The following is a 25,342-nucleotide window of genomic DNA, read 5'->3' on the forward strand; positions in this document are numbered from 1 at the left end:
GCGGCTCGCACCATGTCGCTGCCCGCTTTTACCGTCGTCATCCCGGCGCGCCTGGCCTCCACCCGGCTGCCCAACAAGCCGCTGGCCGATATCGGCGGCAAGCCCATGATCGTGCGCGTGGCCGAGCGCGCCCATGCCTCGTCGGCGCAGCGCACGGTGGTCGCCACCGACGCGCCCGAAGTGGCGGCAGCCTGCGCGGCGCATGGCATCGAAGCCGTGATCACGCGTGCCGACCACCCCTCGGGCACCGACCGCCTGGCCGAAGTGGCGACATGGCTAGGCCTGGCGGACGACGCCATCGTGGTCAATGTGCAGGGCGATGAGCCGCTGATCGAGCCCAGCCTGATCGACGAGGTGGCGCTGCACCTGGCGCACCATGCCGATTGCGCCATCGCCACCGCCGCGCATCCGATCAGCGAGATTGCCGAGGTGTTCAACCCCAATGTGGTGAAAGTGGTGTGCGATGCCGCCGGCCGCGCGCTGTATTTCTCCCGCGCGCCGATCCCCTGGGCCCGCGACGCCTGGGCCGGCGTGCCGGCCGCGGCGGCAGCCACCGCCCAGGTGGCATTACCGGCCATGCCGGTATTGCGCCATATCGGCCTGTACGCCTACCGCGCCGGATTCCTGCGGCGCTTTCCCACGCTGGCGCTGTCGCCGGTGGAGCAGACGGAAGCCCTGGAGCAGCTGCGTGCGATGTGGCATGGCGAGCGCATCGGCGTGCTGGAAACAGCGGCTGTGCCCGCGCCGGGCGTTGACACGCAGGCCGACCTGGACCGCGTGCGTGCGCTTTGGGCGCAGGCCATGGCGCAGGAAGGCCCCTGAGCGCACTTGGCGATGGCCGCCGGCTGCGGCGGTCATCGCATGACTTACGACATAAGTCATGACAGATCTCACCGCAGCGGCAAGCCGATTTCGCGCCGCCTCATGGCATAATGCTTGACGATACAGAGCCGTCGGGCGCCCGGGCGCCCGGCCAAGGCTCGGTGGGGAGATGAAAAGTGAGCCCGATCGGTACCCGCCCGCCGCCAGCGGCAGAGGCGTCAGCGTGCCGGTCGTCAACAGACCAGACTCCGACCTGAGGCGCGCCGTCCCGACGGCGTTGGTAAGCCTCGCGTCAAGTTTCGGCGTTACCCTCCTTCCATTCCCCCTGCCATACAAGATTCAAAACTCTGAGGACCCGTAATGCGTTTGATCCTGTTGGGCGCGCCTGGCGCCGGCAAAGGCACGCAAGCCCAGTTCATCTGCGAGAAGTTCGGCATCCCCCAAATCTCCACTGGCGACATGCTGCGCGCCGCGGTGAAGGCTGGCACGCCGCTAGGCGTGGCCGCCAAGAAGGTGATGGACGCAGGTGGCCTGGTGTCGGACGACATCATCATCGGCCTGGTCAAGGACCGCCTGCAGGCGGCCGATTGCAAGGACGGCTATCTGTTCGATGGCTTCCCGCGCACCATTCCGCAGGCCGAGGCCATGAAGGAAGCGGGCGTGGCGATCGACTACGTACTGGAAATCGACGTGCCCTTCGATGCCATCATCGAGCGCATGAGCGGGCGCCGCGTGCACGTGGCATCGGGCCGCACCTACCACGTCAAGTACAACCCGCCCAAGGTGGAAGGCGTGGACGACATCACCGGCGAAGCGCTGATCCAGCGCGACGACGACAAGGAAGAGACCGTCAAGAAGCGCCTCGACGTCTACTCCCAGCAAACCCGTCCGCTGGTGGATTACTACTCCAAGTGGGCCGCCAATGGCGACGCCGCCGCCAAGGTGGCACCGCCGCAGTACCGCAAGATCGCGGGCGTTGGCAGCGTGGAAGATATCACTTCGCGTGTGTTCGAAGCACTGAAGTAAGCCGCGCATTCAGCGCTGCAGGTAAAAAAGGCGACCCTCGGGTCGCCTTTTTTATTGCCGCCGCCATCCGCGGAGATAGCATCGCCGAATTGACGTTTACGTAAACGTTATGCCAACATGCCGTATCTGCAGCGCCAGAAAACCATAAGACCACACATCCAAGCGAGGAAGACAACGATGGAAATCCGCGACAACGTATTTATCGTCACCGGCGGCGCCTCCGGGCTCGGCGAGGGTAGCGCCCGCATGCTGGCCGCCGCGGGCGCCAAGGTGGTGATCGCCGATCTTAACGAAGCCGCCGGCACCGCGCTGGCCGCCGAGCTGGGCGGGAAGTTCGTGCGCTGCGACGTCAGCAGCGAGGCCGACGGGCAAGCCACCGTGGCGGCAGCCACCGCGCTGGGCCGCCTGGCCGGGCTGGTCAATTGCGCCGGCATTGCCACCGCCAACAAGACGGTGGGCAAGAACGGCCCGCACCCGCTCGACGCCTTCGACAAGACCATCCGCGTCAACCTGATCGGCACCTTCAACATGATCCGGCTGGCTGCCGCGGCCATGGTGCAGAACACGCCCGACGCGGAAGGCGAGCGTGGCGTGATCATCAATACGGCATCGGTGGCGGCCTTCGACGGCCAGATCGGGCAGGCCGCCTACGCAGCCTCCAAGGGTGGCGTGGTCGCCATGACGCTGGCCATCGCGCGCGACCTGTCGCGCGACGGCGTGCGCTGCATGACGATTGCCCCGGGGCTGTTCGAGACGCCGATGCTGCTAGGCATGCCGCAGGAAGTGCAGGACGCGCTCGGCAAAATGGTGCCGTTCCCGTCGCGCCTGGGCCGCCCGGCCGAGTATGCGAAGCTGGTGGGGTCCATCATCACCAACCCCATGCTCAACGGCGAAGTGATCCGGCTCGACGGCGCCATCCGCATGCAGCCGAAGTAACGCCGTCCCGGCCTTTGCCGGCCGCCCTTCACGCCGGCATCAGCATCACCAGCGTCAGGCCCGGCGCGGCAGCCGGCACCAGCGTGAGCTGCTCGAAATGCAACAGCCCGCGCACTGGATGCCGAAAGCCGCGGCGCCCGCCCTGCCGCTCTTCCACATCCTGCGACAGCCAGTCGACCCGGAACACCGGGCTCTGGGCAATGAGGCCCTCCACCAGCGCGCGCATCGGCGGATCGTCGGCATGGCGGATGCTGTGCGCGCGAAACTCCGACACCAGCCGCGCCGCCCGGTGCGGCCAGTCCTCCACCAATGCCTGCAAACCCGGCGATAAAAACATGCTGCGCAGCAGGTTGCGGTCTTCGCTGGCGGGATCGAGCCAGCCCACGAACAGGTCGGCGGCGGCGGCATTCCAAGCTAGCGCGCTCCATTGCCGGTCCAGCAGGTAGGCCGGGCCGTTGATGGCCTCCACGCTCGCGAGGACAGCTGCTGGCGCGTGTTCGTCCTGCGCCTGCATAGGGTCGCGCCGGCCCGCCAGCTCGAACAGGTAGGCCCGTTCCGCGCGCGACAGCCGCAGTGCGCCGGCCAGGCTGGCCAGCGCGCGGGCCGATAGCGCCACCGGCCTGCCCTGCTCCAGCCACGTCACCCAGGTGGCGCTCAGGCCGGCGAGCTGCGCCAGCTCCTCGCGGCGCAAGCCGGGCGTGCGCCGCCGCCGGCCGGGGGCCAGGCCAACTTCGGCCGGGGCAAGGCGCTCGCGGTGCGCCCGCAGGAAGCGGCCCAGCACAGCTTCGCGCGTGAGTTCGTGTGGCTTGGCGGGATCGGGGGGCGCGTATTCTGTCATGGAGGGCTGAGCGGGCAATGCAGATAGCCAGGCAAAAGCTCAAAAACTTAAAAACTAAAAAGCTGGTGCGTTTTATACCAGGATAAAACCCTGACTTGTACCGGGAAAACAGGCTGCTACAGTACGTCGAACCCGTTACGCGGGCAAGCCCCCGTCACCAATCCCCCGGTCCCCGGTCACCAGAACCCACTAGCGGCCATTGCCGCCAGGAGAGCCACATGCAACAACAAGAACTCGTTGCCGCCCAGTTCGGCGCCACCGCCAGCGCCTACCTCACCAGCGCGGTCCACGCCCAGGGCGCGGACCTGCAGCAGCTTGCACAGGAACTGGCGGCGCTGCCGGCGGCGCAGGTGCTCGACCTGGGTTGCGGCGCGGGCCACGCCAGCTTTGCCGCAGCGGGGGTTGCAGCGCAAGTGACGGCTTACGATCTGTCGGCGGAAATGCTGGCGGTTGTGGAAGGCGCAGCGCGCGACAAGGGGCTGGCGAACATCCGCACCCGCCAGGGCGCCGCGGAATCGCTGCCCTTTGACGATGCCAGCTTCGACGCGGTGATCTCGCGCATGAGCGCTCACCACTGGCGCAATGTGCCGGCGGCGCTGGCGGAGATGTACCGGGTGCTCAAGCCGGGCGGCAAGGTCGTGCTGATCGATATCGCCGGCTCGGACGACCCGCTGCCCGATACCTGGCTGCAATCGGTGGAGTTGCTGCGCGACCCGTCGCATATCCGCGACTACACCGGTACCGAGTGGAAAGCGATGCTGGAGGCTGCGGGCTTCACGGCCAGCGTCTCGCCGGCCTGGCGCATCGAGCTGGAGTTCGCCACCTGGGTGCAGCGCATGCGCACGCCGCCCGTGGCGGTAGCCGCCATCCAGCACCTGTGGCAACTGGCGCCGGCGGAAGTACGCGACCACTACCTCGTCAAGGCCGACGGCAGCTTTGCGCTGGAAGCGGTGATGGTCACGGCAACGCGCAGTTAAGCAGTTAAGCAGTTAAGCAGTTAAGCAGTTAAGCAGTTAAGCAGTTAAGCCGTTAAGGAGCTAAGCAGCTAAGCAGCCAAGCCAGGCGGGTGCCCGTCATTGCGCCATGGCCGGCTCGGCCGGCAATGGCAGGCTCTGTACCATCTGCCACACGGCGGCGGCCGAAGGCGACAAGGAGCGGTCCTCCCGGCAGACCATGACGATGCGCCGCTCCTCGCGCGGCGTGAGCGGCCGCCAGACCAGAGGAGACTCCGCCGGCAACGGCAGCGAGAACGAGGGCAGGACCGAAGCGCCGATGCCGGCCTCAACCATGCCAAACACGCTGGCCGAATGCCCCAGCTCCTGCACCACGCTCGGCGCCACGCCATGGCTGGCGAAAATGCGGTCGATCAGGGGCCGGCTGCCCGAGGCGAAATCCAGCAGCACCAGCGGCATGCCGTCCAGTGCGGACCACGGCACCGAGTCGGCATTGGCCAGCGGGTGATCACGCCGGCACACGAAGCAAAACGGATCGGTCGCCAGCGGCGCGATGGTCAAGCCTTCCGGCGCCAACGGATCGATCAATACGCCAAAGTCCACGGCCCCCGCGCGGATCTGCTCGAGGCCGTCGGCCTGCACGTTGTCGCGCACGCTGAGGCGGATATCCGGATATTGGCGCGCGCAGGTCGACACGTACAGCGGCATCAGCCGCGCGGAAATCGTGGGTGCACTGGCAATCACAACCCGGCCGCGATAACGCTCGCCAAGCTGGCGCGTTTCTTCCAGCGTATCGTCCAGCTGGCCAAGCAGGCGCTCGATGGCAGGCGCCAGGGCCTGTCCCGCGTCGGTCACCACCACCTCCCGCGTGGTGCGGTCTAGCAAGCGCACGCCAAGTGCCTCTTCCAGCTCGGCAACGCCCCGGCTGACCGCGGGCTGCGTCAGGCCAACAGCGTCCGCGGCACGGCTGAAACTGCCATGCCCGACCACGGCGAGGAAGACCCGCAACTGGCGCAACGTGTAATTCATGCGTCTATGAGATGAATGGATGCGATAAATGAATTTGCATTCTAGGCGTCACTGACGTCCAATGCTAGGCGAAACCCTAATCCAACCTTGCCGTCATGTCCGCCATCCTCTCACCCTTCAAGAAAATCTACGACCTGATCGACGGGTTCGTGCTGATCATGCTGAGCGCCATCGGCATCGCGCTGCTGGCCCCGCAAATCGGCGCCGGCGACGGCCCGCTGCACCTGGGCATGGTCACCAACCTGGGCGTGGCCCTGGTGTTCTTCCTGCACGGCGCCGCGCTGTCGCGCGACAAGCTGGTGGCCGGCGCGCGCCACTGGCGCCTGCATGCCTTCGTGCAGAGCTTCACCTACATCGTCTTCCCGGTGGTCGGGCTGGCGTTGATGTTCGGCCTGCGCAACATGCTGCCCGCCGAGCTGCTGCTGGGCGTGTTCTACCTGTGCGCGCTGCCATCCACCGTGTCGTCGTCCGTGGCGATGACCTCGATGGCGCGCGGCAACGTGCCCGGCGCGATCTTCAATGCCACCATCTCGGGCCTGATCGGCATGGCCGTCACGCCGCTGCTGATGGGCCTGGTGATCAGCGCCAGCGGCGCCTCGATGCCGCTGGGCAAGGCGCTGACCGGCGTGGCGCTGCAACTGCTGCTGCCGTTCGCGCTCGGCCAGCTGGCCCGCCCGCTGATCGGCAGCTGGCTGGCCAAGAAGAAGCAGATCACCAACAAGATCGACCGCGGCGTGATCGTGCTGATTGTGTATTCGTCGTTCTGCGACGCCACCGCCGCCGGCCTGTGGCACAAGTACAGCTGGGAAACCATCGGTGCCGTGATGGCGCTCGCCGCCGTGCTGCTGGTGGTGATCCTGGCCACCACCACCTTCACCGCGCGCCGCCTCGGCTTCTCGGTGGAAGATGAGATCACCGCGGTGTTCTGCGGCTCCAAGAAGAGCCTGGCCAACGGCATCCCGATGGCCAAGATCCTGTTTGCCGGCCATCCGGCGCTGGGCCTGCTGGTGCTGCCGCTGATGGTCTACCACCAGTTGCAGCTGATCGTGTGCTCGGTGATTGCCTCGCGCTACGCCAGCCGCGACGCGCTGCCCGACGGGGCTACCGCCCGCGCCTGAGTGTCAGAGTGTCAGCGCGCTGCATGGCAAACGGCCGGCAACGATGTTGCCGGCCGTTTTGTTTTCAGGCGCCGCCTCTTACTCTTACACCGACGGATTCTTCGCCAGCGGCGGATTGCGCGCGAAGTAGTTCTTGATGCCACGCAGGATGGCGTTGGCCAGTTGCTCCTGGTGGCTCTCGTCGTTGAGCTTGCGCTCTTCCTCGGGATTGCTGATGAAAGCGGTCTCGACCAGGATCGACGGGATATCCGGTGCCTTCAGCACCGCAAAGCCCGCCTGCTCCACACTGCCCTTGTGCAGCCGGTTGACGCCGCCGATCTCCGCCAGCACCGCCTTGCCCACCTGCAAGCTGTCATTGATCTGCGCGGTCGTGGACAAGTCCAGCAGCACCCGCGCCACCTGCGCATCCTTGTTGCCCATATTGGCGCCGCCGATCAGGTCGGAGGCGTTCTCCTTGTTGGCCATCCAGCGCGCGGCGGTGCTGGACGCACCGCGCTCGGACAAGGCGAACACCGAGGCGCCCTTGGCTTCCGGCGAGAGGAAGGCATCGGCGTGGATGGACACGAACAGGTCGGCCTGCACCCGGCGCGCCTTCTGCACGCGCACGTTGAGCGGCACGAAGAAGTCCGCGTCGCGCGTCATCATGGCGCGCATATTGGGCTGGGAGTCGATCTTGGCGCGCAGCCGCTGCGCGATCTGCAGCACCACGTCTTTCTCGCGCGATCCGGACGCGCCGGTGGCGCCGGGATCCTCGCCACCATGGCCGGGATCGATCGCGACGGTCAGCAGGCGGCGCATCTTGAAGGAACGGTCCGCCGGCGGGTTGTTGGCAGGCAGGGCCGCAGGCGGGTTGTTCTGCGCCAGCGGCGGTGCCGATGGCACGGCTGGTGAGGAAGGCGACGGCGGCCTGGGCTTGACGGCTGCCATCGGTGGCAGGGCCGGCACCGGGTTGGCGCCCTTGTCCTCGAACTTGCGCACCAGTGCGCCAATGGCGTCTTCCTCGCCGGAGGCAGGCGCGCCGGACACGCCGTCCGCGCCGGCCGGGGGCTGCGTGGCGGCAAACCTGCGCTGCTTGTCCTCGGTGTCGCGCACCAGGGTCCACAAGGGATCCGGCGGATTGACGGGGTACAGGTCAAAGACCAGGCGGTTGCGGTAACTGCCAATTGGCGCCAGCGTGAACACCTGCGGCGAGACGCTTTCCTTCAGGTCGAACACCAGCCGCACCACGCGCGGCCGGTTCTGGCCCACGCGCACGGTCTGGATGTAGGGATCGTTGGAGGTGATCTTGGCCACCAGCTCGCGCAGGGTGGGCGAGAGATCGAGGCCATCGATGTCCACCACCAGCCGGTCGGGGCCGTGGATCATCTGGTGGACGGCGGCTAGCGGCTCATCGGATTCGATGGTGACGCGGGTGTATTCCTCGGCGGGCCAGACCCGCACCGCGACGATGCCGGCGCCAAAGGCGATCTGTGGCCCGGCCAGCGTGAGCACCACGCTGCCGGCGCCGGCCTTGAGGCACTGCGCCAGCCATTTGCGGCGGGCCAGCTGGATATCGTCGGGTCGGTCGGTGGCGAGTCGCTTGATCAGCATGCGCAAAGCAGGGTAAGTCCAGTCTGAGTATAGGCACGAAGCGTAACGATACGGCGTTCGGCCGCGTCATCGGCGTCGCTGATGTCCGATTGGAGCAACAAGTGAAGGTCCGGTTCCCCAAGCAAGCGCCCGGCTTTCTCCGGCCACTCCACCAGGCTCACGGCCGGTTCGGCAAAACAATCACGAAAACCGGCATCGGCCCACTCCTCCGGATCGGCGAATCGGTACAGGTCGAAGTGGTAGGCGGTCAGCGGCGAGCCATCGGCGCGCGTGACCGAATACGGCTCGCACAGCGTGTAGGTGGGGCTGCGCACCTTGCCCGCGTGGCCTAGCGCGCGCAGGATGGCGCGCGACAGCGTGGTCTTGCCGGCGCCAAGGTCACCCGAGAGCTGCAGGTGCACGGTCTGGGGCGGCAGCTTGCGCACGGCCTCGGCCAGCGCCGCGCCCAGCCGGGCGGTGGCCGCTTCGTCAGGCAGGTTGAGTGTGCGTTCTTGGAGCAGGGGCATTGCGTACAATTCGGGAATGATCGACCGAGCAGCCCAGGCGCCAACCGCCTCGCCCCCTCCTGCCAGCAGCGCCGCCCACGGGGCAACGCCTGGCCTTGCGCCGCCCCCGGCGTCGTCCGTTGTGCATGCAGGCACGGACGCTGCCGGGCTGGAGGCGCTGGTGGGCTCGATCCGGGCCTGGGGCACGGAGCTCGGCTTCGATGCGCTCAGCATTGCCGACGTGGATCTGAGCCGGGCTGAAGCAGGATTGTTGGCGTGGCTGGCGCAGGGCTACCACGGCGACATGGATTATATGGCGAACCACGGCTTGCGGCGCGCCCGTCCCGCCGAACTCGTGCCCGGCACGGTGCGCGCCATCGTGGCACGCATGCCGTACCTGCCCGCCGCGGGCCCGCACGACTGGCGCGCCCATGAACTTGCCCGGCTCGACGACCCCGCCACTGCCATGGTCTCGCTCTACGCGCGGGGCCGCGATTATCACAAGGTGCTGCGCAACCGCCTGCAGCAGCTCGCCAGCCGCATCGAAGCCGCCATCGGCCCGTTCGGCTATCGTGTCTTCACCGACTCGGCGCCGGTGATGGAGGTGGCGCTGGCCGCGCAGGGCGGGCTGGGCTGGCGCGGCAAGCACACGCTGCTGCTCGACCGCGATGGCGGCTCGATGTTCTTCCTCGGCGAGATCCTGGTCGATGTGCCCTTCCCCGCCGACGCGCCGGAACCCGGCCACTGCGGCAATTGCCGCCGCTGCATCGATATCTGCCCGACCCAGGCCATCCTGGAACCCTACCGGATCGACGCGCGCCGCTGCATCTCCTACCTGACCATCGAGCACAAGGGCGCGATCCCGGAGGCACTGCGCGCGCCAATGGGCAACCGCGTGTACGGCTGCGACGACTGCCAGCTGGCGTGCCCGTGGAACAAGTTCGCCCACCGCGCCACCCTGCCGGACTTCGACGTGCGCAATGGCTTCGACGCGCCCGACATGGCCGAGCTGTTCGGCTGGACGGAGGCGGAATTCAACCAGCGGCTGGAAGGCAGCCCGATCCGCCGCATCGGCCATGAGCGCTGGCTGCGCAACCTGGCGGTAGGGCTGGGCAACAGCCTGCGCGCGGCCATCGCCAGCGGCGATATGGCGCTGGCCACGCGCATCCGCGCCGCGCTCGGCGCGCGCCAGGCCGAGGCCAGCCCGCTGGTGCGCGAGCATATCGACTGGGCGCTGGCCCAGGCGCCCGCTAACTGACGAGCTAACTGACGAGAGACAGCCAGAACGGCGTGGTGACGATGGCCGCCACGGTCATGACCGAGATCGTCGCCGCCACCATCGGGCCGTTGCCGCCCATGCGCACGGCCAGGATGTAGGCGCTCGACGCGGTCGGCAGCGAGGCAAACAGCACCGCGATCTGCGACTGCAGCTCGGTCAGCGGCAGCAAGCGCCCCACCGCCCAGGCAAAGCAGGGCATGGCCACCAGCTTGACACCGCTCCACCACGCCACCGGCCCGACCGCCCCCGTCACCCCGCTCATCTGCAGACCCGCGCCGACTGTCATCAGCCCCAGCGCGGTGGACGCGGAGCCCAGCCGGGCCAGCGTCATGCCCACCACCTCGGGCGGGTGCAGGCCCACCAGGTTGGTCAGCAAGCCCCCTGCGGTGGCGAGGATCAGCGGGTTGCGCGCCAGCTCGCGCCACAGCCGGGTCTCGCCGTGACGGGCCAGCGCCCATACCGCGGCCACATTGCACAGCGGCACCGTGCAGCCGACGATCACCGCCATCATGGCCAGGCCCTCGCTGCCGCCCAGGCGCGCGGCCAACGCCAGCCCGATATAGGAATTGAAGCGGAATGCGGTCTGCAGGCCGGAGGCGAAATCCAGCGGCGCCAGCCGCATCGCCCATTTGACGGCATAGCCGCCAACCATGCCGAACGCGGTGGTCAACAATGCCAGGCCGAGCATGGCCGACGTGGAGGAGAAATCGAACTTGGCGCTGTTGGTGGACTGCAACAGCAGCGCGGGGAAGAGCACGAAGTACACCAGGCGCTCCACCCCAGCCCAGAACGCGCGGTCGAAAGGGGAATAGCGCACCAGCAGCCAGCCGATCAGGATCAGGCTGAAATCCGGCACCAACAAGAGAGCAGAAGACATCGCTTGGTTTTAGTTATTGTGATGGCCGCCGCGCACGCCAAGTGCAGCCTAGGGCAGATACCAATTGGTATTGTTTCAGAAATCGTGGACTATGGCACGTTCCGTCGTACCGTCCAGCCTTTATGTTTTCCCGTCGTACCCCGTTCGCGTGCGAACCGCTCGCCCGCCGCGCAAGCCTGCTGGCGCTCACCCTCTGCGTGGGCGCGGCCCTGGCCATGCCGCCGGAGCGCGCGCGCGCCAACGAAATCGAGGGCATGCGGATCGACGACGCCACCCGGGTCGGCGGCAAGGAGCTGCAGCTCAACGGCACCGGCCTGCGCTCGATGTTCATCATCAAAGGCTATGTGGCCGCCCTTTACCTGCAGGAGAAGGCGCGCAACGCGACCGTGGTGCTGGGCGCCCACGGCCCCAAGCGCCTGCAGATCCGGCCGCTGCGCGAGGTGCCACCCGATGCCTTTATCAAGGCCCTGAACGAAGGGCTCCGCGAAAACCACAGCGAGGTCCAGTTCCAGAGGCTGTCCGAGCGCCTGTTCCAGTTGCGCCAGACCATGGAGCAGATGGGCACCGCCCGCAAGGGCGATGTGATCAATTTTGACTTTTCGCCCGATGGCGGCACCGTGGTCGCCATCAACGGCACGCCGCGCGGCAAGCCGATCCCGGGCGAAGATTTCTACCAGGCCGTGCTGCGCATCTTCCTTGGCGACCATCCGGTCGACCGGGATCTCAAGCGCGGGCTCCTGGGCGGTTAGCCCCCGGGCGGCCTCCAGGCCCGCCCGCCAGAACTCACGCCGCCGGCTTCAAAGCCCCGCCACCGCGGCAGCGTCGCCGGCGTTCTTTACCTTGGGCGGATATCCCCGCCCGGTCCTTTGACGGGAGACACGATCTCATGCAAACCAGCAAAATCGCCCTGGCCCTTGGCCTGGCAGCAGCAGCCTCCGTGGCGCAGGCGCAAAGCTTCCCGACCAAGCCGATCCGGCTGATCATCCCGTTTGCGCCCGGCGGCACGACGGACATCGTGGGCCGTGGCGCGGCCGACCAGATGAGCCGCATCCTGGGCCAGCCCGTGGTGGTGGAAAACCGCGCCGGCGGGGGCGGCTCGATCGGCGCCGACGCCATCGCCAAGGCCGCGCCCGACGGCTACACCATCGGCATCTCCACGGTCTCCACCATGGCGGTCAACCCGGCCTGCAACCCCAAGCTGTCGTACGACCCGATCAAGGACTTCAAGCCCGTCACCAACCTGGCCAACGTGGCCAACGTCATCGCGGTCAACCCGAACTTCCCGGCCAAGGACTACAAGGAGTTCCTGGCTGTGCTCAAGGCCAATCCGGGCAAGTATTCGTACGCGACCTCCGGCACCTGCGCCTTCGGCCACATGCTGGGCGAGCAGTTCAAGGTCTCGACCAAGACCTTCATGGTCCATATCCCCTACCGCGGCGCGGGCCCGGCGCTGAACGACGTGCTGGCCGGCCAGGTGCCGATCATGGTCGACAACCTGCCCTCCTCGATGCCCTACATCAAGGCCGGCAAGCTGCGCCCGATCGTGGTGGCATGGAACAAGCGCATCGACTCCCTGCCGAACGTGCCGACCTTTGGCGAGCTCGGCCTGAAAGAGCCGAACGACCCGGCCTGGTACGGCCTGGTGGCCCCGGCCGGCACGCCTGACGAAGTCATCAAGAAGCTGAACGAAGCCGCGGTCAAGGCGCTGCAGGACAAGGACTTCCAGCAGCGCTTGCGCACTGCCGGCGCGGAACCTTCGGGCAACACCCCGGCGGAGCATGCGGCGGAGATCAAGAAGGAATTCGAGAAGATGAAGACGCTGGTGAAGGTGCAGAACATCAAGCTGGAGCAGTGATGTTGGCGGCAAGCCCGCGGCACTAGCCGAAGCCGGCGAGCGGGCCAAAGCCGCGCGCCATGACGACGGCTGTCTCTCCCTCTCCCCTCAGGGGGAGAGGGCCGGGGAGAGGGGTGGCTTAGCTAGGAGCCACCTGAAGCGAAGCCCGTGGTGTTGTCCAGCACGACGGCGTAACGAGCGCCCGCCCTCTCCCCCAGCCCCTCTCCCGCACGCGGGAGAGGGGAGCACGACAGGGAACACGGCAGGAAGCACGGCAACGCCGACCCAACGCGATCAGGCCAAAGAGGCCAGAACCACCGCCTCGCGCAGTAGCACGCTCACCTCGGCCACCGCCGGCGAATACGCCCCTGCACGCGTGGCCGCCACCGCCGCGGTAGCGGCAGCCCATCGCGCCTGCCGCGCCAGCGTCGCCTCGGGGTCCAGCAGCAATCCCGCCATCCATCCGCCCATTGCAGCGTCGCCGCAGCCGACGGTATCCACCACCTCGACGGCGAAAACCGGCTGCTCACAAGCACCGTCCCCATGCAACAGCGTCATGCCATCCGCGCCGCGCGTCAGCAGCACGCGCGCCTGCGGCGCCAGCGCCCTGAGCGCTGCGAGCGCGGCGTGTTCGTCCAGCGCGGGGTACAGGCCGCGCAGGTCTTCGTCCGATACCTTGATGTAGTCCGCCAGGCCAGCCATGTGCGCAAAGACGGCCTGATACTCCGGCGCACGCATGGGCGCGCGGAAGTTGGGATCGAAGGCGATGCGCTTGCCCGCGGCCCTGGCCTGCGTGGCTTCCGTGCACAGGCGCGCGGCGAGCGGCTGGCGCGCGAGGCTGAGCGAGCCGAAGTGCACGGTGCGCGCGGCCTGGCGCCAGCCCGGCGGCAAGCGCTCGGGGTCGAAGTAGAGATCGGCGCTGTCGTCGCCGACGAAAAAGTACTGCGGCGGGTGCTGCGCGCCGACAAACGCCAGCAGCGGCGAGCGCTCCACGCGCTGCAGGAAGCGCAGGTCCAGGCCAGCCTCGGCACTGGCCTCGGCCAGTTGGTCGCCCAGCGTGTCGGCGCTGATCGCACCGGCAAAGGCGGTAGGCACGCCCAGCCGCGCGCCCACGCGGGCCACGTTCCAGCACGAGCCGCCGGGCAGGCCGAGCCAGTCCTGCCCGCCCTGGTGGACCATATCGGTCAATGCCTCGCCAAAGACGACGTAGGCTGGCCATGATGTCGTTGTCATTGCATCCTCTTTCTCGGTTTTCCGTATGCGTGCGCTGCCGCGCGTCAGCCTTGCCAGGCCGATGCCGCGGCCAATGCGCGCCGGATCAGGCCGGCGGTGGAAGCATCATGCGGGCGCGCCGGCCCGCCGTCGAGCTCGCAGGCGATCGGCGCGGCAAGCTGCTTGCCCAGCTCCACGCCCCACTGGTCGAACGAGTTGATATTCCACAGCACGCCCTGGACGAAGGTGCGGTGCTCCGAAAGCGCGATCAATGCGCCCAGATGATACGGATCGAGCCGCTGCAGCAACAGCGTATTGCTGGGGCGGTTGCCCTCGAACACCATGTGCGGCACCAGCGCTTCGTCCTGCACGCCGAGCGCCCTGACCTCTTGCGCGGTGCGTCCGCGCAGCAACGCCTCGCCTTGCGCAAAGCAGTTGGCGAGCAGCTTGCCGTGGTGACCCGGCATCGGGTGCACCGGCTCCAGCGCGGCGATGAAATCCACCGGCATCCAGTGCGAGCCCTGGTGCACCATCTGGAAGTAGGCGTGCTGTCCGTTGGTGCCGGTGGTGCCCCACACCACCGGCGCGGTGCCTTGCACGGCGGCGGCACCATTGAGCTGCACGGACTTGCCGTTGCTCTCCATCTCGAGCTGCTGCAAGAAGGCCGGCAGCAGCTCGAGCGGCTCGCAGTACGGCGCCACGCAGCGGCTGCCGGTGCCCAGGAAGCTGCGATACCACACGTCGAGCAGGCCGAGGATCATCGGCATGTTCTGCGGCGCGTCGGCCTCGGCGAAATGCCGGTCCATGGCGCGGGCGCCATCGAGCAACTGGCGAAAGCGCGCAAAGCCAACAGCCAGCGCAATCGACAACCCCACCGCGGACCATAGCGAAAAGCGCCCACCCACCCAGTCCCAGAACGGGAACATATTGGCGGGGTCGATGCCGAACGCGGCCACCGCCTGCCGGTTGGTGGAGACCGCGACGAAGTGGCTGGCCAACTGTGCGTGCGGCACGCCGTGGCGCAGGAACCAGGTGCGCGCGGTGTGCGCGTTGGCCATGGTCTCCAGCGTGGTGAAGGTCTTGGAGCAAACCACCACCAGCGTGCTGGCGGCGTCCAGCCGCGCGAGCACGGCGGCAAGATCGCTGCCATCCACGTTGGCGACAAAATGCAGGCGCGGCCCTTCGGTGTCCAGGTGCGCGAGCGCGCGGCAGACCATGCGCGGGCCGAGGTCCGAGCCGCCGATGCCGATATTGATCACGTCGGTGATCCGGCGGCCATTCCAGCCGCGCCACGTGCCGCCGCGCACCGCGTCGGCAAAGCGCTCCATCTGGGAGAGCACCGCAGCCACGTCGCCGGCCACCGCCACGCCCTGCGCGTGAAAGCCGTCCTGCGGCCACGCGCGCAGCGCCATATGCAGCGCGGCGCGGCGCTCGGTGGTGTTGACCGCTTCGCCGCGGTACATGGCATCGCGCCGCGCGCTCACGCCGGCCTCGTCGGCCAGCGCGAAGAGCAGCGCCATGGTGGTGTCGGTGACGCGGTTCTTGGCGTAGTCGAGCGTCAGGCCGGCCGCCTCGGCCACGAAGCCGGCGCCACGGGCTTCGCCCTGCTGGCCGTCGAACCAGTCGCGCAGGTGGGCATGGCGGATGACCTGCGCATGCTCTTCAAGCCGTTGCCAGGTGCTTGGGAAATCGGACTTCGGGGACATCGTGGACATCGAATCAACTCCTGTACTCGCCGCCGCGCCGGCAACCGCCGGCGCGTCGCCATGCTTCAGACTGGCTTCACAACGCGTCTCACAGCTCTTCATGCCACACCGCGCCATCGCGCGAGGGCAGCGCGCTCGACGCCGCCGGCCCCCAAGTGCCGGCGGTGTAGAGCTTGGGCGCGAGATTGCTCTGCGCCCAGGCCTGCTGGATCGGCGCGACCCACCGCCAGGCCTGCGCCTGCTCGTCGCGCCGCACGAACAGCCCGAGCCGCCCGCGGATCACGTCCAGCAGCAGCCGCTCGTAAGCCCCGGTCTTGCGCTCATTGCGATTGCCCTGGCCGCGCGGCAGCATGCGTTGCAGGTCCAGCGTGGCGGGCTGCAGCGCCTGCGTGTCGCCGGGATGCTTGACCAGGAAATGCAGGCGGATGCTTTCCTCCGGCTGCAGCGTGATCACCAGCCGGTTGCCGGGCTCGTGGTCCAGCGGGCGCGGGAACAGCGAGTACGGCACGTCGCGGAACTGGATCACGATCTCGGCCACGCGCGACTGCATGCGCTTGCCGGTGCGCAGGTAGAACGGCACGCCGGCCCAGCGCCAGTTGGCAACCTCCGCCTTGATGGCGACGAAGGTCTCGGTCTGGCTATCGGGCGCGACGGCCGGCTCGTTCACATAGCCCGGCACGGCGTCGCCGGCCGCCGCGCCACGGCAGTATTGCCCGCGCACCACCTTCTCGGCGACCTCGTTCAACTCGATGGGCTTGAGCGCCTTGAGGATCTTCAGCTTCTCGTCGCGGATCGCGTCCTCCGACAGGCTGGCCGGCGGCTCCATCGCCACCATGCACAGCAGTTGCAGCAGGTGGTTCTGCACCATGTCGCGCAGCGCGCCGATGCCGTCGTAGAATGCGCCGCGCTTTTCCACGCCGATTTCCTCGGCGATGGTGATCTGCACATCGCGCACCCATTCGCGCCGCCACAGCGGTTCGAACAGTACGTTGCCAAAGCGCATCGCCATCAGGTTCTGCACCGACTCCTTGCCCAGGTAATGGTCGATGCGGTAGATCTGGTCTTCGGCAAAATGTTGCGCCACCGCGGAGTTGATGGCATCGGACGAGGCCAGATCGTGGCCCAGCGGCTTTTCCAGCACGATGCGCACGCCTGCGTGGTTAAGGCCGGTGCGCGCCAGTTGCTCGCAGATCGGCACGAACAACTGCGGGCCGGTGGCCAGGTAGAACACCACCACCGGCGCAGCGCGGGCACGGACCAGCTCGGCGAGTGCATCGAAACCCTCCGGCGCGTTGGCGTCCACCTGCAGGTAGAGGATGCGCGCGACAAAGGCCTGCCAGACTTCGGCCGCGGCGGCAGCGGGCAGCGCCGGACGCACCTTGGACTCGAGCATGGCCAGGTAGGCTTCCTGGCCGAGCGGCTGGCTGCCGAGTGCGAGGATGCGCCCGCGCGCGTGCAGCGAGCCCACGCAGTGCGCATCGAACAGCGCCGGCAGCAGCTTGCGCGTGGCCAGGTCGCCGGTGCCGCCGAACAGCACGAAGTCGAATTCGGGGACTGCGCCTACAGCATTGTTTGGCATGGTTTCACCAGTCGGTTGGTCGGTTGATCGGTTGATCGGCTATCAGGGGATTCGGTTGTAAGTTGAGCGCGGACCGCTGCCCGGCTAGCGCGGCGCGGCCCAGCCCTTGTACGCGTTCACATTGGCACGCGTGACCAGTGTGGGCGGCAGCAACACGATGCGGTTTGCGGGTGCCTGGCCATGCATCAGCCCCACGCCGATCTCCACCGCGGTGCGGGCGATGGCCCACGGGTCCTGGCTGGCCGAGGCCTGCACCAGCGTGTTGGCCTTGAGCGCGGCCTCGATATCGGGCGCGCCATCGACAGACGCGATCAGGATGCCACGGCGGTTCAGCTGACGCGCGGCCAGGTCGGCGCCGACAGCCTGCGGGTCGTTGATGGTGAAGACCGCGTCGATCTTGGGGAAGCGGGTCAGGTAAAGCTGCATGACATTGAGGCCGCCCTCGCGTGAGCCCTTGCCATCCTGGTCATCGGAGAGCACGTGGATGCCGGGGTGCTTGCCCAGCACCGTCTTGCAGCCCTTCACGCGATCCAGCACGGCAGACACCGGCGGGCCATTCTGGATGATGAGGTTACCGCGCCCGCCCAGCCGCTCGGCGAGAAAGGCGCAGGCCAACTCGCCGGCCTGCGTGTTGTCGGTCTGCACCGTGGCGTCGGCACCCGCCGCCGCCACGTCCACCGCCACCACCACGATGCCGGCCTTGCGGGCCTTCTTCACCGCGGGCTCGATGGCGCGCGCGTCGGCCGCGTTGATCAGGATCAGGTCCACCTTCGACACGATAAAGCTATCGATATGCGAGAACTGCTTGTTGAGGTCATAGTCGGCGGACAGCACCGTGACCTTGGCATCCGGGTTGATCTTCTTGGCGGCGGCTTCGGCGCCGTGCGCCAGCGCGACGAAGTACGGGTTGCCGAGCGAGCCGAGCGTGACGCCGACTTTTTTCAGCGGCCGTTGCGCGGCCGCGCTCGCCGGTGCGGCGTCCGGCGCGTTCTGTGCGGCGGCGCCGGCGCACAGCAGGCTCATTGCCGCCATCGCCAGCGCCGCCAGGTATTGCTTGGACATATCGTGTCTCCAGTAGCCGGTGGTCAGGTCACGCACGCTTCACGTGCGCGCCGAGCCCTTGCGGCGATAGCTGTCGAGCGCCACCGCACCAATGATCACCAGCCCCTTGATGATGTATTGCCAGATATCTGACACGCCCAGCAGCACCAGTCCGTTGGACAGCACCGCGATGATCAGCGCCCCGACCAGCGTGCCGACGATGGAGCCGGTGCCGCCCACGAAGCTGGTGCCGCCCAGGATGACCGCGGCGATGGCATCGAGCTCGTACGACTGGCCAAGCTGCAGCCCGTTGGCCGCGTACAGGCGCGCGGAAGACATCACGCCGCCCAGCCCCGCCAGCAGCCCGGACACCGCGTACACGAACAGCAGCACGACCCACACCTTGATGCCGGACAGGCGCGCCGCCTCGGCATTGCCGCCCACCGCGTAGATCTGCAAGCCCAGCACAGTGCGGCGCAGCACGAACCACGACACCGCCACCACGGCAAAGGCGATGATCACCAGCCAGGGCACGCCCAGTACTTCGCCGTTGCCGATAAAGGCAAAGCCGATATCCGGGTTGTAGATCGTGCTGTCGTTGCCGACCAGCCGCGCCAGCCCGCGCACCGCCGTCAGCGTGCCCAGTGTGACGATGAACGGCGGCAGTTTCATGAAAGCGACCAACGCGCCGTTGACGATGCCGAACAGCAGGCCGCACAAGAGCGCGGCGGGCACGCTCAGCATGCCGAGCTGCGGCACCAGCGACACCAGCATCGCCACCACCGCCGAGATCGACAGGATGGAGCCCACCGACAAATCGATGCCGCCGGTCAGGATCACGAAGGTCATGCCCGCGGCCAGCACCATGTTGATGGAGGCTTGCTGCGCGATGATCGACAGGTTCTGCCAGCCGGCGAAGTTCTCGGTCAGCACCGAGAAACCGATGCACAGCAGCACCAGCACGGGCAGCATGCCAAGCGCGCGCAGGCGCTCCTGGGTGGTGAGGCGGCCGAGAGTGGCCGCGGGCAACGAAGCGCCAGTGGAAGCGGCGGGACGTGTGATGGATTCATGCATGGTTGTCTCCTGCGCCGGCGGCTGCGCAGCGTTGCGGGCCGGCGTCGATGGTTCTGTCTCTTGCGGGCGGCGCACAGGCTGCGCCCTGCCTCAATGCAGCGTGATGCTAGTTGCATGGCCGGCGGCGGCGCGCGGCACGTCCGCCCATGCGGGCGCCGGCTGCGCGGCCGCGCCGGTGGCCAGCGCGATGATGCGCTCCTGGGTTTCGGCCGCGCTGCCGGCGGGGCGCACCTCGCCGGCCAGCGCGCCCTCGCGCATGACCAGCACGCGATCACACAGGCCCACCACTTCGGGCAGCTCGCTGGAGATCATCAGGATCGCCACGCCGCTCTGGGCTAGCGCGTTGATCAGCCGATAGATCTCCGACTTGGCGCCGATGTCCACGCCACGCGTGGGCTCATCCAGGATCAGCACGCGCGGCTGGATTTCCAGCAGCCGCGACAGCATCACCTTCTGCTGGTTGCCGCCGGACAGCGCGCCCACGTTGACCTGCGCATGCGCCACGCGGATGCCCAGCGTGTCGATGGCCTCGGCCGTGCGGCGGCGCGCGGCGCTCCGGTTCAGGCGGCCCAGGCCTAGTGCGTCGCGCGCGGCCACGATCAGGTTGATGTTCTCGTGCACGCTCAGGTCCAGGAACAGGCCCTGCAGCTTGCGATCCTCGGTCAGGTAGGCAATGCCGGCATCGATGGCCTGGCGCGGGCCGCCGGCCGGCAGCGTGACCAGCCCGCCAGTGCCGGCCGGGTTGGCCGGGTCGGCAATCCGGACCTCGCCGCGCGTGCGCACGTCGGCCCCGAACACCAGCCGCGCCAGCTCCGTGCGGCCCGCGCCGACCAGGCCCGCCAGCCCCAGTACCTCGCCGGCGCGCAGGTCGAAGCTGCAGCCCTTGACGCGCCGGCCATCGGCCACGTCGCGCACGGACAGCATCACCTCACGCTCGACCGCCTGGCCGTGCGTCTTGGTGTAGAAACCTGACAGGTCGCGCCCCACCATCATCTTGACCAGCGCCGCCTGCGACAGCTGCGCGCGGTCCAGCGTGCCAACGAAACAGCCGTCGCGCAACACGGTCACGCGATCGGCCAGCTCGTCAATCTCGGCCATGCGGTGGCTGATATAGAGAATCGCCATGCCTTCGCCGCGCAGTTGGCGGATCAGCGCGAACAGGCGATCCGTCTCGTGCGTGGACAGCGGCGTGGTGGGCTCGTCCATCACCAGGATGCGCGCCTCGAAGTGCACGGCCCGCGCGATTTCCACCAGCTGGCGCTGCGCGATCGACAGGCTTGCCACGTTCGCCGCGGGCGAGAAATCCGCGCCGAGCCTGGCCAGCGTGGGCGCGCAGGCGCGCACCATCTCGCCGCGCGCCACCAGCCCGCGCCGCTGCAGGGCACGGCCCAGATAGATGTTCTCGGCCACGCTCAGGTTGGGCGCCAGGCTGAGCTCCTGGTAGATCACCGCCACGCCAAGGTCGCGCGCGGATTGCGGCCCATCGATCTGCACCCGTTGCCCGTCGATATGGCATTCGCCGCCGGGGTCCGCGGTGTAGGCGCCGGACAGGATCTTCATCAGCGTCGACTTGCCGGCGCCGTTCTCGCCCATCAAGGCGTGGACCTCGCCGGCGTAGGCCGTGAGCTCGACATTGCGCAGCGCGCGCACGCCGGGGAAGGTCTTGCAGATATTGCGCAGCGCCAGCAGCGGCGCCTTGGTGGACGTATCGCACGTATCGCACGTATCGGACGAAGCAGCCGAAATGGGCGAAATAGGTGAAATAGACGAAGCGGACAGATCAGACGATGGCATGGTTGGCCTCCGGAATCATGGCGGATGCGCCTTTGAGCATGTCGGCCCGCGGCGAGAAATTCATGAACATCGGCAGCGACGCGGCACCGACCGCGCCGGCGTTGGCACCAAAGCAGCCACGCACCACGCGTGGCGCTCGCCGAGCCTCGGGCGCGCCGTCGTCCAGCTCGCCTTGCAGGCGCTCGATCAGCGCCTGCACCAGGCCACCGTCGATATCGGCGTCAAGGATGATCAGCGGCACGTCGAGCACCGCCAGCGCCGATTGCATGGCGGGCGCCAGCGCATCGATGCAGTCGTCCAGCCACTGCGCCACCGCCGGGTGCTGGACGCGCACCTGCGCTTCCAGATCGGCATGGCCGTCGATGGTCACGCCGTGGTGGCGCAGGTGGCGCGTCAGCGCGTTGAGCGAGGCGCGCGCCAGCAGGATGTCGCGCCGCTTGCCGGTGCGCGGCGCGGAGGCCAGGGTGCTGGGCTGCACCGGCATCATGCCGATGTCGCCGGCATTGCCCGACACGCCGCGCACGCAGTCTCCGTTGAGCGCCACGCCGCCGCCGATGGCCGGGCCGACGAAGACATAGAGGAAGCTCTGCGCGTGGTGGCTGCCGTAGAACAGCTCGGCCACGGCAGCAGCGGTGCCGTCGTTCTCGCCAAACACCGGCAGGCCGGTGGCATCCGACAGCGCTGCGGCAAAGTCCACGGCATCCCAGGCGCGGAAGGTGGCCTGCGATGCCTCGTCCTGCAAGTCCAGCTCGCGCAGCCAGGCACCGAGGTTATAGGGCTGGGCCACGCCGATGCCAAGCAGGCGCTTGCGCTCGTCCGGCGTAAGCAGCGCACGCAGTTCGGCCACATCGTCGCGCACCAATGCCAGCGCTTGCTCCGGGTGGGGCAGGACCATCTGGTGGGCGCGGCTGGCGAGGATCTCGCCGCCGAAGTCCACCATCACGCACTCGATGCTGCCACGGTCCAGCCGGACCCCGATGCCGAACGCGCCCTTGGGCTGCAGGCGGATCAGGCTGGCCGGCTGGCCACGCTGCCCATCCTGGCGGCGGCCGGCCACATGGATCAGGCCATCCTCGGTGAGCGTCTGCACGATGCTGCCCACCGCCGTGTTGGTGAGCTGCGCGATGCGGGCGAGATCCGCCTTGGACGCCTCCCCGGCATGCCGCAGCGCCAGCAGTAGCGCGCGCTCGTTGTACAGCCGCAAACTGGCGGAATTCACGCCGCGGCCGGCCTTGGCACTGTTCATGTGGTCTCCGAATGCTGTTATGAGTGCCGCCTGCATCACGTTGCGCGCTGAGTGGCGACGGCGGTGCATCTAGCTGCGGCATTAATTAATTCAGATTGAATTAAATAATAAGCCAGACCAGAACTCAAGGAAGGGGAAACCCCAGTCAAGTGGTTGCATGGCCCTCTGCGGTGCGCCCCACACGCCACCGCGCATCCCGGCGCCGCCGCCATGCTCTAAAATCCAGGCTCGCGCTTCCCACCCCTGCCATGGACTCCATCTTCGACGCCATCCTCCCAGCCCCTTTCGGCAAGATCGGCGTGCGCACCGACGGCGAATTCGTCCGCGAGATCGTGTACCTGCCCGCGAGCATGCGGCTCGTCGAGCCGGCCAACGCGGTCACGCAACGCCTGGCGCGGCAACTGGAGGCCTACTACGCCGATCCGGATGCACGCTTCGATATCCCGCTGGCGCCGGTCGGCAGCGCGTTCCAGCGCCGGGTCTGGCAAGCGATCTCGAACGTGCCGCGTGGCAAGGTCACCACCTATGGCGCGGTGGCGCGGCAGATCGCCAGCGCGCCACGCGCGGTCGGGCAGGCGTGCGGGGCGAATTTCTTCCCACTGGTGATTCCCTGCCATCGCGTGGTTGGCGCCAGCGGCATCGGCGGCTTTGCCAACCATGACGGCGACGGCTTCTTCCTTGATATCAAACGCTGGCTGCTGCGCCATGAAGGGGTGATGCTGGCATGAACGACATTGCGCAGATTGACGACGGTGACAACGGCGGCGACAGCGGCCATATCGACGACATGGAAGACAGCAACGCCGTCATCGACACCGAAGACACCGAGGACAGCCCCGCCCTGCTCGCCGACCTGGCCCTGGTCGACCGCTTCTGCGACGCGCTGTGGCTCGAAGACGGCCTTGCGCAGAACACCATCGACGCCTACCGGCGCGACCTGGCGCTGCTGTCGCGCTGGCTGCATGCCTCGGGCACCTGCGCGCTGCTGGCGGTGAACGACAGCGCCCTCAACGGCTACTTCGCCTCGCGCCACCTGGAAACCCGCGCCTCGTCCGCCAACCGGCGGCTGACGGTGTTCAAGCGCTTTTTCCAGTGGGCGCTGCGCGAGCACATGATCACGGCCGATCCCTGCCTGCTGCTGCGCCCGGCCAAGCAGCCGCCGCGCTTTCCCAAGACCCTGACCGAAGCCCAGGTCGAGGCGCTGCTGGAGACACCCGACACCGCCACGCCGCTTGGCCTGCGCGACCGCACCATGCTGGAGCTGATGTATGCCAGCGGCCTGCGCGTGTCCGAGCTGACACAGATGAAGACCATCGAGATCAGCCTGAACGAGGGCGTGGCGCGCGTGGTAGGCGGCAAGGGCAACAAGGAACGCCTGGTGCCGTTTGGCACCGAAGCCGGCGACTGGCTGCGCCGCTACCTGGCCGAAGGCCGGCCTGCGCTGTTGGGCGAGCGTGCCTGCGAAGCGCTGTTCGTCACCCAGCGCGGCGACGGCATGACGCGCCAGGCCTTCTGGCACCTGATCAAGCGCCACGCCCGCGAAGCCGAGATCTACGCGCCGCTGTCACCGCACACCTTGCGGCATGCCTTTGCCACCCACCTGCTCAACCACGGCGCGGACCTGCGCGTGGTGCAGTTGCTGCTGGGGCACGCCGATATCTCCACCACGCAGATCTACACGCACGTGGCGCGCGAGCGCCTGCGCGAGCTGCACCAGCACCACCATCCGCGCGGCTAGGTTGCCCGCGCGGTCATTGCGATCCGTCATCCATCATGAGCAAGACCAAACACGTTTCGGAAACCCCGGCCACCCAGTTCCTCAAGCGGCATGGCGTTGCCTTTGGCGAGCATGCCTATGACTACGTCGAGCATGGCGGCACCGGCGAGTCCGCCCGCCAGCTCGGCGTGGACGAGCACGCGGTGATCAAGACGCTGGTGATGGAAGACGAGCGTGCGCAGCCGCTGATTGTGCTGATGCATGGCGACTGTTCGGTGTCTACCAAGAACCTGGCGCGGCAAACCGGGCACAAGAGCGTGCAGCCCTGCAAGCCGGAGGTGGCGCAGCGGCATAGCGGGTATCTGGTGGGCGGGACCTCGCCGTTCGGGACGCGCAAGCGGATGCCGGTTTTTGTTGAGGCCGGTGTGCTGGCGCTGGAGCGGATCTATATCAATGGGGGCCGCAGGGGGTATCTGGTTAGTATTGATCCGCAGGTTTTGAAGACGTTGGTGGGGGCGGAGGTGGTGGAGTGTGGGTTGAGGGATTAAGGGGATGGGATGATGGGGTGGTCGCTGTTGGTGGTCTGCTGTTTCTTTGAGCGGCGACGGTTTTTGCACCCAAAAGCCATACGACATCCCCCTGCGGGGGCTGCCGGTCACTCTTCTTTGCGTCGGCAAAGAAGACTAACGAGAAGAAAGCCGACCCTGCCGGGCGCAGAGCAATCAGGCTTATGTGGGGCGGTGGTTTCGTCGTACGGCCCAGAGTGTTGGCTGGCCGATCCTACCGGCTCGAAGGTCATCGCACTTGCATGACCCATGGGTTACGTCGTGCAGCCCCTGACCTCGTGTGCGGTGCCCGTTCCCACATCTGCCGTTCGCGGTGCGAAGTGCTGCGCCGTTTCGGGTGTGGCTGGTTTCGTGGTTTTGTCTCGGAGGACGAGCGTCGTGGGTGTGAGCGCGGCCCTCGCGGACGGGCCACGGTGCCCACCACGAAACCAGAGGGGGGTGAAGCAAGGCGCCGCTCGCGCCGGTACGGCAGGGCATCAAATGGCCGGGCACCCGCCGCTAGAGACAAAACCACGAAACCACCAGGACAGGCAGGATCGTGGTGCTGCGCACCGCGAACGGCAGATGCCCGAACGCGCACCGAGCAAAGCGATCAGGGGCACCACCACGTGACCATTGGG

23 protein-coding genes are annotated in these 25,342 nt (G+C 67.7%); 11 read left to right on the plus strand and 12 right to left on the minus strand.

The genetic code is table 11. The features are described 5' to 3' along the window. Positions 1–12: 12 nt before the first annotated feature. From kdsB to AC1RQK_RS31070, 3 genes are all read left to right on the plus strand, one after another. On the plus strand, positions 13–822 hold the full coding sequence (gene kdsB / locus AC1RQK_RS31060) for a 3-deoxy-manno-octulosonate cytidylyltransferase (RefSeq protein ID WP_492813161.1): 810 nt from the start codon (positions 13–15) through the stop codon (positions 820–822). 360 nt (positions 823–1,182) lie between these two features. Next, positions 1,183–1,848, plus strand: coding sequence for an adenylate kinase (gene adk, locus AC1RQK_RS31065; RefSeq protein WP_174426009.1), 666 nt, complete (start codon positions 1,183–1,185; stop codon positions 1,846–1,848). Between the two features lie 177 nt (positions 1,849–2,025). Then, complete coding sequence (locus AC1RQK_RS31070) at positions 2,026–2,784, plus strand: 3-hydroxyacyl-CoA dehydrogenase (RefSeq protein ID WP_492813163.1); 759 nt, start codon at positions 2,026–2,028, stop codon at positions 2,782–2,784. Between the two features lie 28 nt (positions 2,785–2,812). Here AC1RQK_RS31070 and AC1RQK_RS31075 read toward each other — a convergent pair whose 3' ends face one another. Then, positions 2,813–3,622: a helix-turn-helix transcriptional regulator gene (locus AC1RQK_RS31075; protein ID WP_492373332.1), complete on the minus strand. Its 810-nt coding sequence runs from the start codon at positions 3,620–3,622 to the stop codon at positions 2,813–2,815. A gap of 218 nt (positions 3,623–3,840) precedes the next feature. Between AC1RQK_RS31075 and AC1RQK_RS31080 the strand changes: the two genes are divergently transcribed. Continuing rightward, complete coding sequence (locus tag AC1RQK_RS31080) at positions 3,841–4,599, plus strand: class I SAM-dependent methyltransferase (RefSeq protein ID WP_492373331.1); 759 nt, start codon at positions 3,841–3,843, stop codon at positions 4,597–4,599. Positions 4,600–4,695: 96 nt separating this feature from the next. On the opposite strand, the gene AC1RQK_RS31085 is transcribed toward AC1RQK_RS31080, so the two are convergent. Further along, positions 4,696–5,604: a LysR family transcriptional regulator gene (locus AC1RQK_RS31085; protein WP_492813166.1), complete on the minus strand. Its 909-nt coding sequence runs from the start codon at positions 5,602–5,604 to the stop codon at positions 4,696–4,698. A gap of 95 nt (positions 5,605–5,699) precedes the next feature. Here AC1RQK_RS31085 and AC1RQK_RS31090 point away from each other — a divergent pair, with 95 nt between their 5' ends. Further along, positions 5,700–6,722 (plus strand): bile acid:sodium symporter family protein, encoded by a 1,023-nt coding sequence (locus AC1RQK_RS31090; RefSeq protein ID WP_043344030.1) that lies wholly within the window; start codon positions 5,700–5,702, stop codon positions 6,720–6,722. Between the two features lie 84 nt (positions 6,723–6,806). Here AC1RQK_RS31090 and AC1RQK_RS31095 read toward each other — a convergent pair whose 3' ends face one another. After that, positions 6,807–8,312 (minus strand): N-acetylmuramoyl-L-alanine amidase, encoded by a 1,506-nt coding sequence (locus tag AC1RQK_RS31095; protein ID WP_492813168.1) that lies wholly within the window; start codon positions 8,310–8,312, stop codon positions 6,807–6,809. Then, entirely contained in the window at positions 8,306–8,818 is a 513-nt protein-coding gene (gene tsaE / locus AC1RQK_RS31100) for a tRNA (adenosine(37)-N6)-threonylcarbamoyltransferase complex ATPase subunit type 1 TsaE (RefSeq protein WP_492813170.1), read from the minus strand. Before tsaE ends, AC1RQK_RS31095 begins: the two co-directional genes overlap by 7 nt. 16 nt (positions 8,819–8,834) lie before the next feature. Here tsaE and queG point away from each other — a divergent pair, with 16 nt between their 5' ends. Beyond that, positions 8,835–10,055 carry a tRNA epoxyqueuosine(34) reductase QueG gene (gene queG / locus AC1RQK_RS31105; protein ID WP_492813172.1) on the plus strand — a complete coding sequence of 407 codons (1,221 nt, stop codon included), beginning with the start codon at positions 8,835–8,837 and terminating at the stop codon, positions 10,053–10,055. 4 nt (positions 10,056–10,059) lie between these two features. Here the strand turns inward: queG and AC1RQK_RS31110 are convergent, their stop codons facing one another. Next, entirely contained in the window at positions 10,060–10,953 is an 894-nt protein-coding gene (locus tag AC1RQK_RS31110; protein WP_492373327.1) for an AEC family transporter, read from the minus strand. 122 nt (positions 10,954–11,075) lie between these two features. On the opposite strand from AC1RQK_RS31110, the gene AC1RQK_RS31115 reads away from it, so the two are divergent. Then, entirely contained in the window at positions 11,076–11,702 is a 627-nt protein-coding gene (locus AC1RQK_RS31115; RefSeq protein ID WP_492373326.1) for a chalcone isomerase family protein, read from the plus strand. A gap of 137 nt (positions 11,703–11,839) precedes the next feature. Next, entirely contained in the window at positions 11,840–12,808 is a 969-nt protein-coding gene (locus tag AC1RQK_RS31120) for a tripartite tricarboxylate transporter substrate binding protein BugE (RefSeq protein WP_253930730.1), read from the plus strand. A 273-nt stretch (positions 12,809–13,081) separates the two neighbouring features. Here AC1RQK_RS31120 and AC1RQK_RS31125 read toward each other — a convergent pair whose 3' ends face one another. From AC1RQK_RS31125 to AC1RQK_RS31155, 7 genes are all read right to left on the minus strand, one after another. Further along, complete coding sequence (locus AC1RQK_RS31125) at positions 13,082–14,020, minus strand: carbohydrate kinase family protein (RefSeq protein ID WP_492813175.1); 939 nt, start codon at positions 14,018–14,020, stop codon at positions 13,082–13,084. Between the two features lie 44 nt (positions 14,021–14,064). After that, positions 14,065–15,714: a glucose-6-phosphate isomerase gene (gene pgi, locus AC1RQK_RS31130; protein WP_492813177.1), complete on the minus strand. Its 1,650-nt coding sequence runs from the start codon at positions 15,712–15,714 to the stop codon at positions 14,065–14,067. Positions 15,715–15,793: 79 nt separating this feature from the next. Further along, a complete protein-coding gene (zwf, locus tag AC1RQK_RS31135) occupies positions 15,794–17,284 on the minus strand; it encodes a glucose-6-phosphate dehydrogenase (RefSeq protein WP_492376665.1) in 1,491 nt (496 codons plus the stop codon). Positions 17,285–17,368: 84 nt separating this feature from the next. After that, positions 17,369–18,307 carry an ABC transporter substrate-binding protein gene (locus tag AC1RQK_RS31140; protein WP_492813194.1) on the minus strand — a complete coding sequence of 313 codons (939 nt, stop codon included), beginning with the start codon at positions 18,305–18,307 and terminating at the stop codon, positions 17,369–17,371. Positions 18,308–18,385: 78 nt separating this feature from the next. Beyond that, on the minus strand, positions 18,386–19,399 hold the full coding sequence (locus AC1RQK_RS31145; protein ID WP_492813180.1) for an ABC transporter permease subunit: 1,014 nt from the start codon (positions 19,397–19,399) through the stop codon (positions 18,386–18,388). Positions 19,400–19,489: 90 nt separating this feature from the next. Beyond that, entirely contained in the window at positions 19,490–21,193 is a 1,704-nt protein-coding gene (locus AC1RQK_RS31150; RefSeq protein WP_492813182.1) for a sugar ABC transporter ATP-binding protein, read from the minus strand. Further along, entirely contained in the window at positions 21,180–22,439 is a 1,260-nt protein-coding gene (locus tag AC1RQK_RS31155) for an ROK family transcriptional regulator (protein WP_492376668.1), read from the minus strand. Before AC1RQK_RS31155 ends, AC1RQK_RS31150 begins: the two co-directional genes overlap by 14 nt. Positions 22,440–22,687: 248 nt before the next feature. On the opposite strand from AC1RQK_RS31155, the gene AC1RQK_RS31160 reads away from it, so the two are divergent. Genes AC1RQK_RS31160 through AC1RQK_RS31170 form a run of 3 tightly spaced genes read left to right on the plus strand, consistent with a single transcriptional unit; the run spans position 22,688 to position 24,704 of the window. After that, complete coding sequence (locus tag AC1RQK_RS31160) at positions 22,688–23,167, plus strand: methylated-DNA--[protein]-cysteine S-methyltransferase (RefSeq protein ID WP_174425989.1); 480 nt, start codon at positions 22,688–22,690, stop codon at positions 23,165–23,167. A 59-nt stretch (positions 23,168–23,226) separates the two neighbouring features. Next, positions 23,227–24,177 carry a site-specific tyrosine recombinase XerD gene (gene xerD, locus AC1RQK_RS31165; RefSeq protein ID WP_492376671.1) on the plus strand — a complete coding sequence of 317 codons (951 nt, stop codon included), beginning with the start codon at positions 23,227–23,229 and terminating at the stop codon, positions 24,175–24,177. A gap of 35 nt (positions 24,178–24,212) precedes the next feature. Then, a complete protein-coding gene (locus AC1RQK_RS31170; RefSeq protein WP_492376669.1) occupies positions 24,213–24,704 on the plus strand; it encodes an aminoacyl-tRNA deacylase in 492 nt (163 codons plus the stop codon). Positions 24,705–25,342: the final 638 nt, after the last annotated feature.

It is taken from the genome of Cupriavidus sp. GW822-FHT02D05 (assembly GCF_058802485.1).